Source organism: Streptomyces sp. LaBMicrA B280 (assembly GCF_049222185.1).
Classification (GTDB): Bacteria; Actinomycetota; Actinomycetes; order Streptomycetales; family Streptomycetaceae; genus Streptomyces; species Streptomyces murinus.
In genome coordinates this window covers 113255-131881 of record NZ_JBMJCT010000052.1, presented here as the reverse complement: position 1 = coordinate 131881, position 18627 = coordinate 113255, and the positions used below count along the sequence as shown (strand labels likewise).

1 protein-coding gene is annotated in these 18627 nt (G+C 73.7%); it reads left to right on the top strand.

Annotation, left to right across the window (positions count from 1 at the left end):
• The first annotated feature begins 5 nt into the window (after positions 1-5).
• Positions 6-18611, top strand: coding sequence for a type I polyketide synthase (locus tag ACLF5H_RS30850; RefSeq protein WP_421679290.1), 18606 nt, complete (start codon positions 6-8; stop codon positions 18609-18611).
• The last annotated feature ends 16 nt before the right edge of the window (positions 18612-18627 follow it).

Here is an 18627-nt window from a genome sequence, read left to right as displayed (position 1 = left end):
AAAACATGTCGAACGACGACAAGCTCAGGGACTACCTCAAGCGCGTGATGGTGGACCTGCGCCAGACCCGCAGGCAGCTGGGTGAGCTGGAGGCGAAGGACACCGAGCCCGTCGCCATCGTCGGTATGGCCTGCCGCTACCCGGGTGGCGTCGCCTCCCCCGAGGACCTGTGGCGCCTGGTCGCCTCGGGCGGCGACGGCGTCTCCGGGTTCCCCACCGACCGGGGCTGGGACCTCGACGCGCTCTACGACCCCGAGCCCGGACGGACCGGCCGCAGCTATGTGCGCGAGGGCGGATTCCTTTACGGCGCAGGGGAGTTCGACCCCGCCTTCTTCGGGATCTCGCCGCGTGAGGCCCTGGTCATGGACCCGCAGCAGCGGCTGCTCCTGGAGACCTCCTGGGAGGCGTTCGAACGCGCGGGCATCGACCCCGCCACCGCGCGCGGCACCCGGGCCGGTGTGTTCGTCGGCACCAATGGTCAGGACCACGCCTACCTCCAGCGGCCCGGCGACAGCGACATCGAGGCCCACCTCGTCACCGCGAACACCGCCGCCGTGATCTCCGGCCGTATCTCCTACGCCCTCGGCCTGGAAGGCCCGGCGGTCACCGTCGACACGGCCTGCTCGTCCTCCCTGGTCGCGCTCCACCTGGCCGCCCAGGCGCTGCGCCGGGGCGAGTGCTCGCTCGCCCTCGCGGGCGGTGCCACCGTGATGGCCACCCCGAACACCTTCGTCGCGTTCAGCGCCCAGCGCGGTCTGTCGCCCGACGGCCGCTGCCGCGCGTTCTCCGCCACCGCCGACGGCACGGGCATGTCCGAGGGCGTCGGCGTCCTGCTGCTGGAGCGGCTGTCCGACGCCCGTCGGCTCGGCCATGACGTGCTCGCCGTCATCCGGGGCAGCGCCGTCAACCAGGACGGCGCCTCCAACGGGCTCACCGCCCCGAACGGCCCGTCGCAGGAACGGGTGATCCGGCAGGCGCTGGAGAACGCGCGCCTGACCGCCTCCCAGGTCGACGCGGTCGAGGCACACGGCACGGCCACCACCCTCGGCGACCCGATCGAGGCGGAGGCGCTGATCGCCACGTACGGCCAGGAGCACCCGGCGGACCGGCCGCTGTGGCTCGGGTCCGTCAAGTCCAACATCGGGCACACCCAGGCGGCTTCCGGCGTCGCCGGGGTCATCAAGATGGTGATGGCCATCCGCAACGGCGTCCTGCCGCGGACGCTGCACGTATCCGAGCCGACCGACCAGGTCGACTGGACGGCGGGCGGCGTACGGCTGCTCACCGAGGCCGTCGACTGGCCCGAGTCGGACCACCCCCGCCGCGCCGCCGTCTCGTCCTTCGGCGTCAGCGGCACCAATGTGCACACGATCATCGAACAGGCCCCGGCCCTCGACGAGGAGCCCGCCACCGAACCCGCCGAGGCCCCCGCCACCGGTGTACGGCCGTGGGTGCTCTCGGCGAGGAGCGAGACCGCGCTGCGCGCCCAGGCCCAGCGCCTGCTGGCCTTCCTGGAGGACCGCGGCCCCGGCTGCGCACCGGCCGACATCGGCTACTCCCTCGCCACCACCCGCGCCGCCTGGGACCACCGGGCGGCCGTCGTCGGTGCGAGCCTCGAAGAACTCACCGAGGGCGTAAGGGCGTTGGCGTCCGGTGCCCCCTCCGCGGCCGTCGTGCGGAACACGGGCCGCCTCGGCGACAGGACCGGGTTCCTCTTCTCCGGTCAGGGCTCGCAGCGGTTCGGCATGGGCCGTGAACTCTACGACGCCTTCCCCGCGTTCGCCGCCGCCTACGACGAGATCCGCGCCCACCTCGACGTCACGCTCGACACGGACGCGGAACAACTGAACCGGACCGGGCACACCCAGCCGGCGCTGTTCGCCCTGGAGGTGGCGCTGTTCCGGCTGCTGGAGTCGTGGGGTGTGCGGCCGGACTACGTGGCCGGTCACTCGGTCGGCGAGATCGCCGCCGCGCACGTGGCCGGGGTGCTGTCGCTCGAAGACGCGGCGAAGCTGGTGTCGGCGCGTGCCGCGCTGATGCAGGCGCTCCCCGAGGGCGGCGCGATGGTCGCCGTCGAGGCGACGGAGGACGAGGTGCTGCCGCAGCTCACCGACGAGGTCGGTGTCGCGGCGGTCAACGGCCCCCGTTCGGTGGTGGTCTCGGGCACCGAGGACGCGGTCCTCGCGGTCGCGGAGCTGTTCTCCGGCCAGGGGCGCAAGACCTCCCGGCTGAAGGTCAGTCACGCGTTCCACTCGCCGTTGATGGACCCGATGCTGGCGGAGTTCGCGCGGGCGGTCGGCGGACTGACCTTCAACGAGCCGCGGATCCCGGTCGTTTCGAACCTCACCGGCCGCCTGGCCGAGCCGTACACCCCCGAATACTGGGTCCGGCACGTCCGCGAGGCGGTCCGCTTCGCCGACGGCGTGCGCACCCTGCACGAGCTGGGCGTGACCACGTTCGTGGAGATCGGTCCCGGCGGCGTCCTCAGCGGTATGGCACAGGGCTGTGCGGACGGCATCGCCACCATCCCCGTACTCCGCGCCGACCGCCCCGAACCCCGAGCCGTCGTCACCGCGCTCGCCGAACTGCACACGCACGGCGCGTCCCCCGACTGGGGGGCCCTCTTCCCGGGCGCCCGCCGTGTCGACCTGCCCACCTACGCCTTCCAGCAGCAGCGCTACTGGCTGGAGACCCCCGAGGCCGAGACGGCCGTCGTGGACGCGGTCGACGCCGACTTCTGGGCGAGCGTCGAGCGCGAGGACGCCGAGTCCCTCGCCGCGACACTGGAGCTGAGCCCCGGCGAACTCGACGTCGTCGTACCGAAGTTGTCCGCCTGGCGGCGCAGGCGGCGCGAGCAGTCCGCCGTGGACGGCCGGCGCTACCAGCTGACCTGGCAGCCGCTGAACGGCCTGTCCGGAGGCGATCTCTCGGACCGCACCTGGCTGTTCGCCGCACCCGAGGGCGACGAGTGGGCCCAGACGGTCCGCGCGGCCCTCGCCGGACGCGGCGCGCGACTGATCCCGCTGACGGTCGGCGCGACCGCCGACCGCGCCCGCCTGGCACGGGAGTTGACCCGGGCCGCGGCCGAAGCCGGAACGCCCGACGGCGTCCTGTCGCTGCTCGCGACCGACGAGTCCGCCACGCCCGAGCACCCCGCGCTCTCCCGGGGCCTCGCACAGACCGTGGCCCTCGCACAGGCACTGGGCGACGCGGACATCGACGCCCCGCTGTGGTGCGCCACCCGTGGCGCGGCCGGCACCGGCCGCTTCGACGACGCCCCGCTCAGCGCCGTGCAGAACCAGGTGTGGGGCCTCGGCCGGACCCTGGCCCTGGAGCACCCCCGCCGCTGGGGCGGCCTGATCGACCTGCCCGCCACCGTGGACGAACGCGCCGCCGGTCGGGTCGCCGCCGTACTCGCCCAGGGAAGCGGCGCCACGGACGGCCGGGGGGAGCGGGAGGACCAGGTCGCCGTCCGCGCCTCCGGGGTGTTCACCGCCCGGCTCGACCACGCTCGCGGCGGCACCGCCCGGACATGGTCGCCGCGCGGCACCGTCCTGATCACCGGCGGCACGGGCGCCCTCGGCGGACACATCGCCCGTCGGCTCGCCGGTGCGGGCGCCGAGCACCTGGTGCTCACCAGCCGCCACGGCGCCGACGCCCCCGGCGCGCCCGCGCTCAGGGCCGAACTGGAGGAACTGGGCGCCCGCGTCACCCTCGCCGCCTGCGATGTCGCCGACCGTGACGCGGTGGCGGCCCTGCTCGCCGAACACCGCTTCACCGCCGTCTTCCACGCCGCGGGCGTGCCCCAGTTCACCCCCTTCGACGAACTGACACCGGCCGACTTCGCCCGCACCCTCGCGGCGAAGGCCCACGGCGCCACGCACCTGGACGAACTGCTCGGCGACCGCGAGCTGGACGCCTTCGTGCTCTTCTCCTCGATCGCCGGGGTGTGGGGCAGCGGCGGCCAGACCGCCTACGCCGCCGCCAACGCCCACCTCGACGGCCTCGCCGCCCGGCGCCGGGCCAGGGGCCTGACCGCCACCGCGATCGCCTGGGGCCCCTGGGCCGACGGCGGTATGGTCACCGACGCCGACGAGGAACACCTGCGCCGCCGCGGCGTCGTCCCGCTGCCCGCCGCGCTCGCCGCGACCGCGCTCCAGCGCGCGCTCGACTGCGACGACACCGCGGTCGTCGTCGCCGACATCGAATGGGAACGGTTCATCGGACCGTTCACCCTCGGCCGTCCCAGCCCGCTGCTGTCCGAGATCCCCGAGGTGCGCCGCGCCCGCGCCGCGGCACCTGACGCCCCCGGGACTGGCACCGCACCCCTGACGGCCCAGCTCGCCGGACTGCCCGAGGCCGAGCGCACCCGGGCCCTGCTCGACCTGGTCCGCGCGCACGTCGCGGCCGTCCTCGGCCACAGCGGCAGCGGCGAGATCGAGCCCGACCGGGCCTTCAAGGACCTCGGCTTCGACTCCCTGACCGCCGTCGAACTCCGCGACAAGGTCAACGCGGCGACCGGTCTCGCCCTGCCGCCCACCCTGGTCTTCGACCACCCCAGCGCCACCGCCCTCGCCCGCTTCCTGGAGAGCGAACTCCTCGGCGTGCAGAGCGCCGTACCGCAGGACCTGCGGGCGCCCGCCGCCGACGACGAGCCCATCGCCATCGTCGCGATGAGCTGCCACCTGCCCGGCGGCGTCGACTCGCCGGAGGCCCTGTGGGACCTGGTGGCGTCCGGCGGCGACGCCATCGCTCAGTTCCCGGCCGACCGCGGCTGGGACGTCGACGCGCTCTACGACCCCGACCCCGAACGCCCCGGCAAGACCTACGCCCGCGACGGCGGATTCCTCTACGACGCCACCGACTTCGACGCCGGCTTCTTCGGGATCTCCCCGCGCGAGGCACTGGCCATGGACCCCCAGCAGCGCCTGCTCCTTGAGACCTCGTGGGAGGCCTTCGAACGCGCCGGGATCACCCCCGGACAGCTGCGCGGCAGCCGGACCGGCGTCTTCGTCGGCATGGCCTACCAGGGCTACGGCGCCGATGTGCACCGTACGCCCGAAGGCGTCGAGGGACACCGGCTCGTCGGCGGCGCCTCCAGCGTCGTCTCCGGCCGGGTCGCCTACACCTTCGGTCTCGAAGGCCCCGCCGTCACCATCGACACCGCCTGCTCCTCCTCCCTGGTCGCCCTGCACCTGGCCATGCAGTCGCTGCGGGGCGGCGAGTGCACGATGGCCCTGGCCGGCGGCGTCACCGTCATGGCCAGCCCCAACGTCTTCGTAGAGTTCAGCCGCCAGCGCGGACTGTCCCCCGACGGCCGCTGCCGTGCCTTCGGCGCGGACGCGGACGGCACCGGCTGGTCCGAGGGCGTGGGCGTGGTGCTGGTGGAGCGGCTGTCCGACGCCGTGCGCAACGGCCATGAAGTCCTCGCGGTGGTGCGAGGCAGCGCCGTGAACCAGGACGGCGCGTCCAACGGCCTGACCGCGCCCAACGGCCCGGCGCAGCAGCGGGTCATCCGGCAGGCGCTCGCCTCCGCCGGGCTCACCCCGGCCGACGTGGACGCCGTGGAGGCGCACGGTACGGGGACGACGCTCGGCGACCCGATCGAGGCGCAGGCGCTGCTCGCCACCTACGGACGGGAGCGTCCGGAAGACCGGCCGCTCCTGCTCGGCTCGCTGAAGTCCAACATTGGCCACACCCAGGCCGCCGCGGGCGTCGCCGGTGTGATCAAGATGGTCATGGCGATGCGCCACGGCGTGCTTCCCCGGACTCTGCACGCCGATGAGCCGACGCCGCACGTGGACTGGTCGGCGGGCGCGGTACGGCTGCTGACGGAGCCCGTGGACTGGCCGGAGTCGGGCCGCCCGCGCCGCGCGGCGGTCTCGTCCTTCGGCGTGAGCGGCACCAACGCCCACACCATCATCGAACAGGCCCCCGCCACAGCCGAGTTGCCCCCGAACCCGACCCCGGACTCGGACTCCGGCGCACCCGTGCCATGGGTCCTGTCGGGCAAGGGCGAGCCCGCGCTGCGCGCACAGGCGGCCCGGCTCGCCGCCCACCTCGACGCGACGAACGGCTGGACCGCCTCCGGCATCGGCTACTCCCTGGCCGCCCGCGAGACCTTCGAGGACCGCGCCGTACTCCTGGCCCAGGACCCCGACGAACTCCGCCACGCCCTCACCGCCCTCGCCACCGGCGAACCGATCGCGAACGTCCTCACCGGACGCGCCCACGCGACGGGCAAGGTGGGGTTCCTGTTCTCGGGTCAGGGTTCGCAACGCCTGGGTATGGGGCGTGAGTTGTACGAGGCGTTCCCCGTGTTCGCCGACGCGTACGACGAGGTGTGTGCGCGGCTGGACGTGCCGGTCGATGTCGACTCCGAGTCCCTGCATCAGACGGGGTGCACTCAACCGGCGTTGTTCGCGGTCGAGGTGGCGTTGTTCCGGCTGCTGGAGTCGTGGGGTGTGCGGCCTGATTACGTGGCCGGTCACTCGGTGGGTGAGATCGCGGCCGCGCATGTGGCCGGGGTGTTGTCGCTGGACGACGCCGTGAAGCTGGTGTCGGCGCGTGCCGCGTTGATGCAGGCGTTGCCGAGCGGCGGTGCGATGGTCGCCGTGCAGGCCACCGAGGACGAAGTCCTTCCGCACCTGACCGACGGCGTCGGCATCGCGGCGGTCAACGGACCCCAGTCCGTCGTGGTCTCCGGAGCCGAGGACCTGGTGCTGGGGATAGCCGAGGAGTTCGCGCGGCAGGGTCGCAAGACCTCCCGGCTGAAGGTCAGTCACGCGTTCCACTCGCCGCTGATGGACCCGATGCTGGACGAGTTCGCACGGACCATCAGCGACCTGACCTTCAACGAGCCGCGGATCCCCGTCGTTTCGAACCTCACCGGTCGCCTGGCCGAGCCCTACACCTCCGAGTACTGGGTACGGCACGTGCGCGAGGCGGTCCGCTTCGCCGACGGTGTGCACACCCTGCACGAGCTGGGCGTGACCACGTTCGTGGAAATCGGCCCCGGCGGCGTCCTCACCGCCCTGGCGCAGGGCTGCCTGGACGACACCGTGGCCGTGCCCGTCCTGCGCGGTGACCGCCCCGAGCGGCAGGCCGTCGTCACCGCGCTCGCCGAACTGTACGTGCGCGGCGAGACCCCCGACTGGCAGGCACTCGTCCCCGGCGCCCACCGCGTCACCCTGCCCACCTATGCCTTCCAGCGCGAGCGCTACTGGCTGGCGGGCGACGCGGACCCCGCCGCCGTCGGCGCCCCGGCCGACACGGCGGACTCCGGTTTCTGGGACAGTGTGGAGCGCGAGGACGCCGAGTCCCTGGCCGCGACCCTCGGCGTGAGCGCGGACGCCTCGCTGAACGCGCTCCTGCCCCGGCTGTCCGCGTGGCGTCGGCAGCGCCGCGAGCGGTCCGTGGTCGATGGCTGGCGCTACCGCGTCACCTGGAAGCCGCTCGGTACGCTCCCGCAACCCGGCGCGGCCGGGACCTGGCTGCTCGTGGTGGCCGAGGAGAGCGAGTGGACCGCCTCGGTCCGCGCCGCCCTCACCGACCACGGCACGGCACCGGTCACCCTCGTCGCCGCACCCGGCACCGACCGCCGCACCCTGGCCCGCGAACTGGCCGACATCGGCCCGGTGAGCGGCGTACTCTCCCTGCTCGCCGAGGCCGAGGCCGAGGCCGAGGGTGTGGGTGTGGGCGCGGCCGAGGGCCAGGACCAGGATGCGGCCCAGGACCAGGCCGAGACCGCCTCGGCCGAGCAGCCCGGGATGCCGTACGGCCTCGCCGCGACCCTCTGCCTGACGCAGGCGCTCGGCGACGCGGGCATCGACGCCCCGCTGTGGTGCGCCACGCGCGGCGCGGTGGCCACCGGCCGCTCCGACCGCGTCGACCGCCCGCTCCAGTCCCAGGTGTGGGGCTTCGGCCGGGCCGCGGCGCTCGAACACCCGCAGCGCTGGGGCGGGTTGATCGACCTGCCCGACCTGCTGGACGCCCGTTCCGCGGCCCGCCTGGCCGCCGTTCTCGGCCAGCGGGCCGAGGACCAGGTGGCGGTCCGCGCCTCCGGCGTCTACGGGCGCCGAGTCGTCCGGGCCACCCGCGCCACCGAGCCCACACAGGAGTGGTCGCCGCGTGGCACGGTGCTGATCACGGGCGGTACGGGCGCGCTGGGCGGGCATGTGGCCCGCTGGCTCGCCGGTGCGGGGGCCGAGCATCTGGTGCTGACCAGCCGTCGAGGTCTCGACGCGCCCGGAGCCGCCGCGCTGAAGAGGGAGTTGGAGGAGTCGGGCGTACGGGTGAGTGTCGTCGCGTGCGATGTCGCCGACCGTGCGGCGCTGGCCGCGCTGCTCGCCGAGCACCCGGTGAACGCCGTCGTCCACGCCGCGGGCGTCGGCGACCACGCCATGATCGAGGACAGCGACCCGGCCGGGTTCGCCCGTACGGTGTCCGCGAAGGCCGCGGGCGCCACCCACCTGGACGAACTGCTGGCCGATCGGGAACTCGACGCCTTCGTCCTGTTCTCCTCCGGCGCCGGCATCTGGGGCGGCGCCGGCCAGTCCGCCTACGCCGCGGCCAACGCCTACCTGGACGCCCTCGCCGAGCACCGGCGGGCACGCGGACGCACCGCGCTCGCCGTCTCCTGGGGCGGCTGGGCCGACGGCGGCATGGCCGCGGTCGGCGACGGCGAGGAGATGCTGCTCCGCCGCGGTCTGCCGCCGATGCGCCCCGCGCTCGCGCTCTCCGCGCTCCAGCGGGCGCTGGCCGACGACGAGACCGCCCTCACCGTCGCCGACTTCGACTGGCAGCGGTTCATCGGCCCCTTCACCGTCACCCGGCCCAGCGCCCTGTTCGCCGACGTGCCCGAGGCGGCCCGCGCCCTGGAGGGACCGGCCGCAGGTGGCACCGAGGCGGGCAACGCGCTCGCCGCACGACTGGCCGGGCTGTCGGCGGGCGAGCAGGACCGCACCCTGGTGGACCTCGTCCGCGGCCACGCCGCCGCCGTGCTCGGCCACGACGGCAGCGCGGCCGTGGAGCCGGGCCGGGCGTTCAACGACCTCGGCTTCGACTCCCTGACCGCCGTCGAACTGCGCAACAAGCTCACGGCCGACACCGGCCTGAAACTGCCCACCACCCTGGTCTTCGACTACCCCAACGCCACCGCCCTGGCCCACTTCCTGCGCACCGAACTGCTCGGTACGCAGGACGCCGCGCTACCGGAACGGCACGCGGCCGCCGACGGCGACGAACCCATCGCCATCGTGGCCATGAGCTGCCGCCTCCCCGGCGGCGTCGGCTCGCCCGAGGACCTGTGGCGGCTCGTGACATCCGGCGGCGACGCGATCTCCGGCTTCCCCGAGGACCGAGGCTGGGACATCGAGGGCCTCTACGACCCCGACCCGGGCACCCCCGGAAAGACGTACGCGCGCGACGGCGGATTCCTCCACGACGCGGGCGACTTCGACGCCGCGCTGTTCGGGATCTCGCCGCGCGAGGCGCTCGCGATGGACCCCCAGCAGCGGCTGCTCCTCGAAGCCACCTGGGAGGCGTTCGAGCGGGCCGGGATCGACCCGGCCGCCATGAAGGGCAGCCGCACGGGTGTGTTCGTCGGCATGTCCTATCAGGGCTACGGCGCCGGCCTCCCGGAGGTCCCCGAGGGCGTCGAGGGCCATCTGCTCACCGGCAGCGCCGCCAGCGTCGTCTCCGGGCGCGTGGCCTACTCGTTCGGCCTGGAGGGCCCGGCCGTCACCGTCGACACGGCGTGCTCGTCGTCCCTGGTCGCCCTGCACCTGGCCATCCAGTCGCTGCGGGGCGGCGAGAGCACCATGGCTGTCGCGGGCGGTGTCAACGTCATGGCCGTACCGGCCGCGTTCGTGGAGTTCAGCCGTCAGCGCGGACTGTCCCCGGACGGCCGCTGCAAGGCGTTCGGCGCCGGTGCGGACGGCACCGGCTGGGCGGAGGGCGTCGGCGTGGTGCTCGTGGAGCGCCTGTCCGACGCCGTGCGCAACGGCCACGACGTCCTCGCGATCGTGCGGGGCAGCGCGGTCAATCAGGACGGCGCGTCCAACGGCCTGACCGCGCCCAACGGTCCGGCGCAGCAGCGGGTCATCCGGCAGGCGCTCGCCTCCGCCGGGCTCACCCCGGCCGACGTGGACGCCGTGGAGGCGCACGGTACGGGGACCACGCTCGGCGATCCGATCGAGGCGCAGGCGCTGCTCGCGACCTACGGACAGGATCGCGAACGGCCGCTCCTGCTCGGCTCGTTGAAGTCCAACATCGGCCACGCCCAGGCGGCGTCCGGCGTGGCCGGCGTCATCAAGATGGTCATGGCCATGCGCCATGGCGTCCTGCCCCGGACCTTGCACGCCGATGAGCCGACGCCGCACGTGGACTGGTCGGCGGGTGCGGTACGGCTGCTGACGGAGTCCGTGGACTGGCCGGAGTCGGACCGCCCGCGCCGCGCGGCGATCTCGTCCTTCGGCGTGAGCGGCACCAACGCCCACACCATCATCGAACAGGCCCCCGCCACAGCCGAGTTGTCCCCGTACCCGAACCCAGCCCCGGACTCGGACTCCGGCGCACCCGTGCCATGGGTGCTGTCCGGCAAGACCGAGGCCGCGCTGCGCGCCCAGGCCGAACGCCTGCTCGCCCTTGTGGCCGACGGCGCCGAACCCTCCCTCACCGACATCGGGTTCTCGCTGGCCACCACCCGGGCTGCCCTGGAGCACCGCGCCGCCGTGGTCGGCGCCGACCACGACCGGATGACCGAGGGCCTGCGGGCCCTGGCCGTCGGAGCGCCCGCGCCCGGGGTCGCCGTCGGCCGCGCCGACACCGGCCAGGTGGGGTTCCTGTTCTCCGGCCAGGGCTCCCAGCGCGTCGGCATGGGGCGTGAACTGTACGACGCCTTCCCGGTCTTCGCGGCGGCCTACGACGAGGCGTGCGCCCACCTCGACCGGCACCTGGACCGGCCGCTGCGTGAGGTGGCCTTCGGCGAGAACGGCCACGGCGACGGCACGCACCTGAACCGCACCGCCTTCACCCAGCCCGCCCTGTTCGCGCACGAGGTCGCCGTCCACCGACTGCTGGAGTCCTGGGGCGTCCGACCGGACTACCTGGCCGGACATTCCGTCGGTGAGATCGCCGCCGCGCACGTCGCCGGGGCCCTCTCACTGGAGGACGCGGCCACCCTCGTGACCGCCCGTGCCGCGCTGATGCAGGCCCTGCCCACGGGCGGCGCGATGATCGCCGTACAGGCCACTGAGGACGAGATCCGGCCGCACCTGACCGACGACACCGACATCGCGGCGGTCAACGGCCCGGACTCCGTGGTGGTCTCCGGGGCCGAGGACGCCGTGCTGGAGATCGCCGAGGTCTTCACCCGCCAGGGCCGCAAGACGTCCCGGCTCACGGTGAGCCACGCCTTCCACTCGCCGCTGATGGACCCCGTGCTGGAGGACTTCGCCCGCGTCGTCGGCGGTCTGCGCTTCGCGCCGCCCCGGACGCCCATCGTCTCGAACCTCACCGGTGAACTCGTCGACGCGTACACCCCGGACTACTGGGTCCGGCACGTCCGCGAGGCCGTGCGCTTCGCCGACGGCATCCGCGCCCTGGGCGAGCTGGGCGTCACCACGTTCGTGGAGACCGGCCCCGGCGGGGTGCTGAGCGCCATGGCCCAGGGCTGCCTGGACAGCGCGGTCACCGTACCCTCCACCCGGTCCGGCAGCCCCGAGCCCGAGGCGATCACCGGCGCGGTCGCGCGCCTGCATGTGCTCGGCGTCCCCGTCGACTGGGCGGCGTTCTTCGCCGGGCGCGGCGCCCGGCGCGCCGAACTGCCCACCTACGCCTTCCAGCACCAGCGGTACTGGCTCCGGACCACCACGCCCACGGCCGCCGCGCCGACCGACACCGTGGAGGCCGGGTTCTGGGAGACCGTGGAGCGCGAGGACGCCCAGTCCCTCGCCGCCACCCTCGATCTGCCCGCCGAGCAGCTGGACGCGGTGCTGCCCCGGCTGTCCGCGTGGCGCCGGCAGCGGCGCCGGCAGTCCGCCGTGGAAGGCTGGACCTACCGCACGAGCTGGAAGCCGCTCAGCGGACTGCGGACCCATGAACTGCCGGGTACCTGGCTGTACTTGACCACCCAGGAGCCGACGGGCACGGACGAGGCGACGGCCGCCGAGGACCGGTCGGCCGCGACCGAGTGGACATCCGCACCTGCGTGGACGTCCGCCCTCGCCGACGGGCTCGCCGCCCGTGGCGCCCGGCTGATCCGCGTCACCGTCGACCCCGCCGCCGACCGGGACGCACTGCTGCGCCAACTCACCGACGCCGCCGGGGACATCCCGGTCGACGGGGTGATCTCCCTCCTCGGCACCGATGAGCGGCCCCACGCCGTCCACCCGGCCCTTTCCGTCGGCACCGCGCTGACCCTCGCGCTCGTCCAGGCCCTGGGCGACGCGGGCATCGACGCCCCGCTGTGGGCGCTGACCAGGTCCGCCATGTCCACCGGCCACACGGACCCGGTGCCGAGCGCCACCCAGCATGCCGTCTGGGGCCTGGGCCGGGTCGCCGCGCTGGAACACGCGCCGCGCTGGGGCGGCCTGATCGACCTCCCGGACACGATCGACGACCGGGTCACCGACCGTCTCGCCGCGGTCCTCACCCAGTCGGCCGAGGACCAGGTCGCCCTCCGCGCTCGAGGTGTCTTCGGACGCAGGCTCACCCGGGCCACCGCCCGCCGCGACACCGGCACCAGCCACGGATGGTCGCCGCGTGGCACGGTGCTGATCACGGGTGGTACGGGTGCGCTGGGCGGGCATGTGGCGCGGTGGCTCGCGGGTGCGGGGGCCGAGCATCTGGTGCTGACCAGCCGTCGTGGTCTCGACGCGCCCGGTGCCGCCGCGCTGAAGGGGGAGTTGGAGGAGTCGGGCGTACGGGTGAGTGTCGTCGCGTGCGATGTCGCCGATCGTGCGGCGCTGGCCGCGCTGCTCGCCGAGCACCCGGTGAACGCCGTCGTCCACACGGCGGGAGTGGACCACCTGGACCCGCTGGACACCATGACACCGGGCGCCTTCGCCGACGTACTCTCCGCGAAGGCGGCGGGCGCCCTGCACCTCGACGCGCTCCTCGACGGCCGGGAACTGGACGCCTTCGTCCTCTTCTCGTCCATCGCCGGTGTGTGGGGCGGCGGCCACCAGGCCGCCTACGCCGCCGCCAACGCCCTGCTCGACGGACTCGCCGAACGCCGCCGCGCCCGAGGACTTCCGGCGACCGCCGTGGCCTGGGGTCCCTGGGCGGGCGGCGGCATGGCCGAGGGTGACGGCGCGGACGAACGGCTGCGCCGCCGCGGCCTGCTCCCGATGCCCGCCGCGCTCGCCGTGGCCGCCCTCGGACGGGCACTGGACTCCGGCGCGGCCACCACCACGGTGGCCGACATCGACTGGGAACGGTTCCTGCCCCCCTTCACCCTGGGCCGCCCGAGCGCCCTGCTCGGCGACCTCCCGCAGGCCGAACGGATCCGCACCAAGGACAGCACCCCGGGCGAACCCGGCACGGCCGCCGCCTCGCCCCTGGCCGACCGCCTCACCAAGCTGCCCGAGACCGAACAGCACACCCTGCTGGTCGACCTCGTGCGCACCCACGCGGCGGCCGTCCTCGGACACAGCGGCATCGGCGAGGTCGAGGCCGACCGGGCCTTCAAGGACCTCGGCTTCGACTCCCTGACCGCCGTCGAACTGCGCAACAGGCTCAACACCGAGACCGGCCTCACCCTGCCCACCACCCTGGTCTTCGACCACCCCAACGCCCAGGCACTCGCACGGCAGTTGCGCACCGAGATCACCGGCCGCACCCCGGCGGCCACCCCGGAGCCGGGCACCGCACCCGCCGTGGACGACGAACCCATCGCGATCGTCGGCATGGCGTGCCGGTACCCGGGCGGGGTGCGTTCGCCCGAGGACCTGTGGCGGCTGGTGGCCTCCGGTGGCGACGCGATCGGTGAGTTCCCGGCTGACCGCGGCTGGAATGTGGACGGCATCTACGACCCGGACCCGGACGCCTCCGGCAAGACATACACGCGCCACGGTGGATTCCTTTACGACGCGGGGGAGTTCGACCCCGGGTTCTTCGGGATCTCGCCGCGTGAGGCCGTGGCGATGGATCCGCAGCAGCGGTTGCTGCTGGAGACGACGTGGGAGACGTTCGAGCGGGCCGGTATCGACGCGGAGTCGGTGCGCGGCAGCCGTACCGGAGTCTTCGTCGGATCCGGCTACCAGGACTACGCCGCCCAGGCATTCCACGCGATCGACGACTCCGAGGGCTTCTTCGGCACCGGCAACTCCGCCAGCATCATGTCCGGCCGCATCGCCTACACCCTCGGCCTGGAAGGACCGGCCGTCACCGTCGACACGGCCTGCTCCTCCTCACTGGTCGCCCTGCACTGGGCGGTCCAGGCGCTGCGCGGCGGCGAGTGCTCCATGGCACTGGCCGGCGGTGTGATGGTCATGTCCACCCCGCGCGCCTTCGTGGAGTTCAGCCGCCAGCGCGGACTGTCGCCCGACGGCCGCTGCAAGGCGTTCGGCGCCGGAGCGGACGGCACCGGGTGGGCCGAGGGTGTCGGCATGCTGCTGGTGGAGCGCCTTTCCGACGCCCGCCGCAACGGGCACCAGGTCCTGGCCGTCGTTCGCGGCAGCGCGATCAACCAGGACGGCGCGTCCAACGGCCTGACCGCGCCCAACGGCCCCGCGCAGCAGCGCGTCATCCGGCAGGCCCTCGCCTCCGCCGGCCTCACCTCCGCCGACATCGACGCGGTGGAGGCGCACGGTACGGGAACGACGCTCGGCGATCCGATCGAGGCGCAGGCGCTGCTCGCCACCTACGGACGGGAGCGTCCGGAAGACCGGCCGCTCCTGCTCGGCTCGCTGAAGTCCAACATCGGTCACTCACAGGCCGCCGCCGGTGTCGGCGGCATCATCAAGATGGTCATGGCCATGCGCCATGGCGTCCTGCCCCGGACTCTGCACGCCGATGAGCCGACGCCGCACGTGGACTGGTCGGCGGGCGCGGTACGGCTGTTGACCGAGGCCGTCGACTGGCCCGCGTCGGACCGCCCGCGCCGCGCCGCGATCTCGTCCTTCGGCGTCAGCGGCACCAACGCCCACACCATCATCGAACAGGCCCCGCCCGCCGAAGCCGAGGAGTCGGGCGCCGCCCCGGCCCTCCTGCCCTGGCTGCTCTCCGCCAAGAGTGCCGCCGCACTGCGCGACCAGGCACGACGGCTGCTGGCCCAGGTACAGGACGACACCTCACCGGCCGACGTCGGCTTCTCCCTGGCCACCACCCGCAGCGCCCTGCGCCACCGGGCGGCCGTCATCGGCGAGACCGGCGCCGAACTCCGCCGAGAACTGGGCCTGCTGGCCGACGGCACACCCTCACCCGGAATCGTCCAGGGCCGACCGGGAGGCAAGGTGGGGTTCCTGTTCTCGGGTCAGGGTTCGCAACGCCTGGGTATGGGTGGTGAGTTGTACGAGGCGTTCCCCGTGTTCGCCGATGCGTACGACGAGGTGTGTGCGCGACTGGAGACGCCGTTCGACGTCGACTCCGAGTCCCTGCATCAGACGGGGTGCACGCAACCGGCGTTGTTCGCGGTCGAGGTGGCGTTGTTCCGGCTTCTCGAATCGTGGGGTGTGCGGCCTGATTACGTGGCCGGTCATTCGGTGGGGGAGATCGCGGCCGCGCATGTGGCCGGGGTGTTGTCGCTGGACGACGCGGTGAAGTTGGTGTCGGCGCGTGCCGCGTTGATGCAGGCGTTGCCGAGCGGCGGTGCGATGGTCGCCGTGCAGGCCACCGAGGAGGAGGTGCTGGCGCAGCTGACCGACGGCGCCGGTATCGGGGTCGGTGTCGCGGCGGTCAACGGGCCTCGATCGGTCGTGGTCTCCGGCACCGAGGACGCGGTCGTCACGATTGCCGAGGCGTTCGCCGAACAGGGCCGTAAGACGTCCCGGCTCACGGTGAGCCACGCGTTCCACTCGCCGCTGATGGACCCGATGCTGGACGAGTTCGCGCGGACCATCAGCGACCTGACCTTCAACGAGCCGCGGATCCCGGTGGTTTCGAACCTCACCGGACGAGTGGCCGAGCCCTACACCCCCGAGTACTGGGTACGGCACGTGCGCGAGGCGGTGCGCTTCGCCGACGGTGTCCGGACCCTGCACGAGCTGGGTGTGACCACGTTCGTGGAGGTCGGTCCTGGTGGTGTCCTCAGTGGTATGACGCAGGGGTGCCTGGACGGGGCCGTGACGGTGCCGGTGCTGCGTGGTGAGCGTTCGGAGCGGCTGGCGCTGGTCACCGCTCTGGCTCAACTGCACACGTACGGCGTGGCGGTGGACTGGGGTGTGTTCTTCGCGGGTGCGCGGAGGGTCGATCTGCCGACGTACGCGTTCCAGCACGAGCGGTACTGGGTGGACGCCCCGCAGGCCGTGGCCGACGCGGTGGTGGACCCGGTGGACGCCGAGTTCTGGGAGACGGTGGAGCGCGAGGATCTGCGCGCCCTCGCCGAGACCCTGGACATCGACGCGGGCGACACCTTCGGCGACGTACTCCCACGGCTGTCGGCATGGCGACGGCAGCACAAGGAGCAGACCGCCGTGGACAGTTGGCGCTACGGCATCACCTGGAAGGCGATACCCGACCCCACCCCGCAGAGTCCCGCCCGCAACGGCGTATGGCTGGTTCCGGTCAGTGCCGCGCACCTCGGCGACGACTGGGTCACCGCCTGTCTGCGCGGGCTGACCGAGCGGGGCCTGACCACGCTGCCGTTCCCGGTCGAGCCCTCCACGGACCGGGCGGAACTGACCGTCCGACTCGCCGGGGCCGTCGGTGAGGAGGCCGTGGAAGGTGTCCTGTCGCTGCTCGCCATCGACGGCGAGGCCGCCCCGGCGGCCGCCCCGCTGACCCTCGGCGTCGCGCTTTCCGTCCTGCTCGTCCAGGCCCTGGGCGACGCCGGTATCGACGCCCCGCTGTGGTGCGTGACCCGGAACGCGATGGGCGTGAGCGCCGCCGAGACGGTGGCGGACCCCCACCAGTCTCAGGTCTGGGGGCTGGGCCGTGTGGCGGCGCTGGAGCACGCGCGGCGCTTCGGCGGTCTCGTGGACCTTCCCGGCACGGTCGACGACCGGATCGCGGGCCGTCTGGTCGCGGTGCTCGGACAGCCGGCCGAGGACCAGGTCGCGATCCGTGAGCGCGGGGTGTTCGCGCGGCGCCTGTCACGGCTGCCCGCGGCGCGGAGCGACCGTTCGTGGTCGCCGCGTGGCACGGTGCTGATCACGGGTGGTACGGGTGCGCTGGGCGGGCATGTGGCGCGGTGGCTCGCCGGTGCGGGGGCCGAGCAGCTGGTGCTGACCAGCCGTCGTGGTCTCGACGCGCCCGGAGCCGCCGCTCTCAAGGCGGAGCTGGAGGAGTCGGGCGTACGGGTGAGTGTCGTCGCGTGCGATGTCGCCGACCGTGCGGCGCTGGCCGCGCTGCTCGCCGGGTACCCCGTCGACGCCGTGGTCCACGCGGCCGGCACGGCCGAGGCGGGCATGCTCGCCGAGACGAGCCTTGGCGACTTCGCGGCGACGGTCGCCGCGAAGGCCCTCGGCGCCCTGCACCTCCATGAACTGCTCGGCGAACGGGAGTTGGACGCCTTTGTGCTCTTCTCCTCGATCTCCGGCGTATGGGGCGGCGGCGGACAGGCGGCGTACTCCGCCGCCAACGCCTTCCTCGACGGCCTGGCGCGCCACCGGCGGGACCGCGGCCTCACCGCGACCGCCGTCGCCTGGGGCCCCTGGGCCGACGGCGGCATGGTCGCCGACACCGGGGACGAGGAGCGGCTGCGCCGCCGCGGCCTCGCCACCCTGCGGCCGGACCGGGCGATCTCCGCGCTGCACGGCGCGCTGAGCGGCGCGGACAGCACGGTCACCGTGGCCGATGTGGACTGGGCGCGGTTCGTCGTCCCGTTCACCGTCAGCAGGCCAAGCGCGCTGCTGGGCGACCTGCCCGAGGTCAGGGACGCCCTCGCGGAGCGGCGGCCCGCCGGGCAGGGCGCGGAGCCGTCCGCGCTGCGGGAGAAGCTGGCCACGCTGTCCGAGGACGAACGGCGACGCCTGCTCGTGGACACGGTGTGCGCGCACGCGGCGGCCGTACTCGGCCACAGCGGCGCCACGGCGGTGGAACCGGACCTGGCGTTCCGGGACCTCGGCTTCGACTCCCTGACCGCGGTGGAGCTGCGCAACCTGCTCACCGCCGACACCGGACTCACCCTCCCCGCGACCCTGGTCTTCGACCACCCGACCCCCGAGGCGGTCGCCCGCCATCTGGGAAGCCGACTCACCGGCGGGCAGGGCCCGGACGAGGTGTCGGTCTTCGGCGAACTCGACCGGCTGGAGTCGGTGATCGGGGCGGCCGCGACCGCGGAGGAGACGGTCCGGTCGGGCGTGCGCAGGCGGCTCCAGGAGCTGCTGACCTTGATGAACACCGCCGGCGAGCAGCACTCCGGAGCGGCCGACGCACAGCGGCAGCTCCAGGACGCGACGGTCGACGACATCTTCGATCTGATCGATCAAGATCTAGAAAATTCCTAGTTCTTGGCGCTCTACC

What these genes read in the sequence shown, in the direction of transcription:
- ACLF5H_RS30850 (WP_421679290.1), top strand. Translation starts at nt 6, where the DNA reads ATGTCGAACGACGACAAGCTCAGGGACTACCTCAAGCGCGTGATGGTG.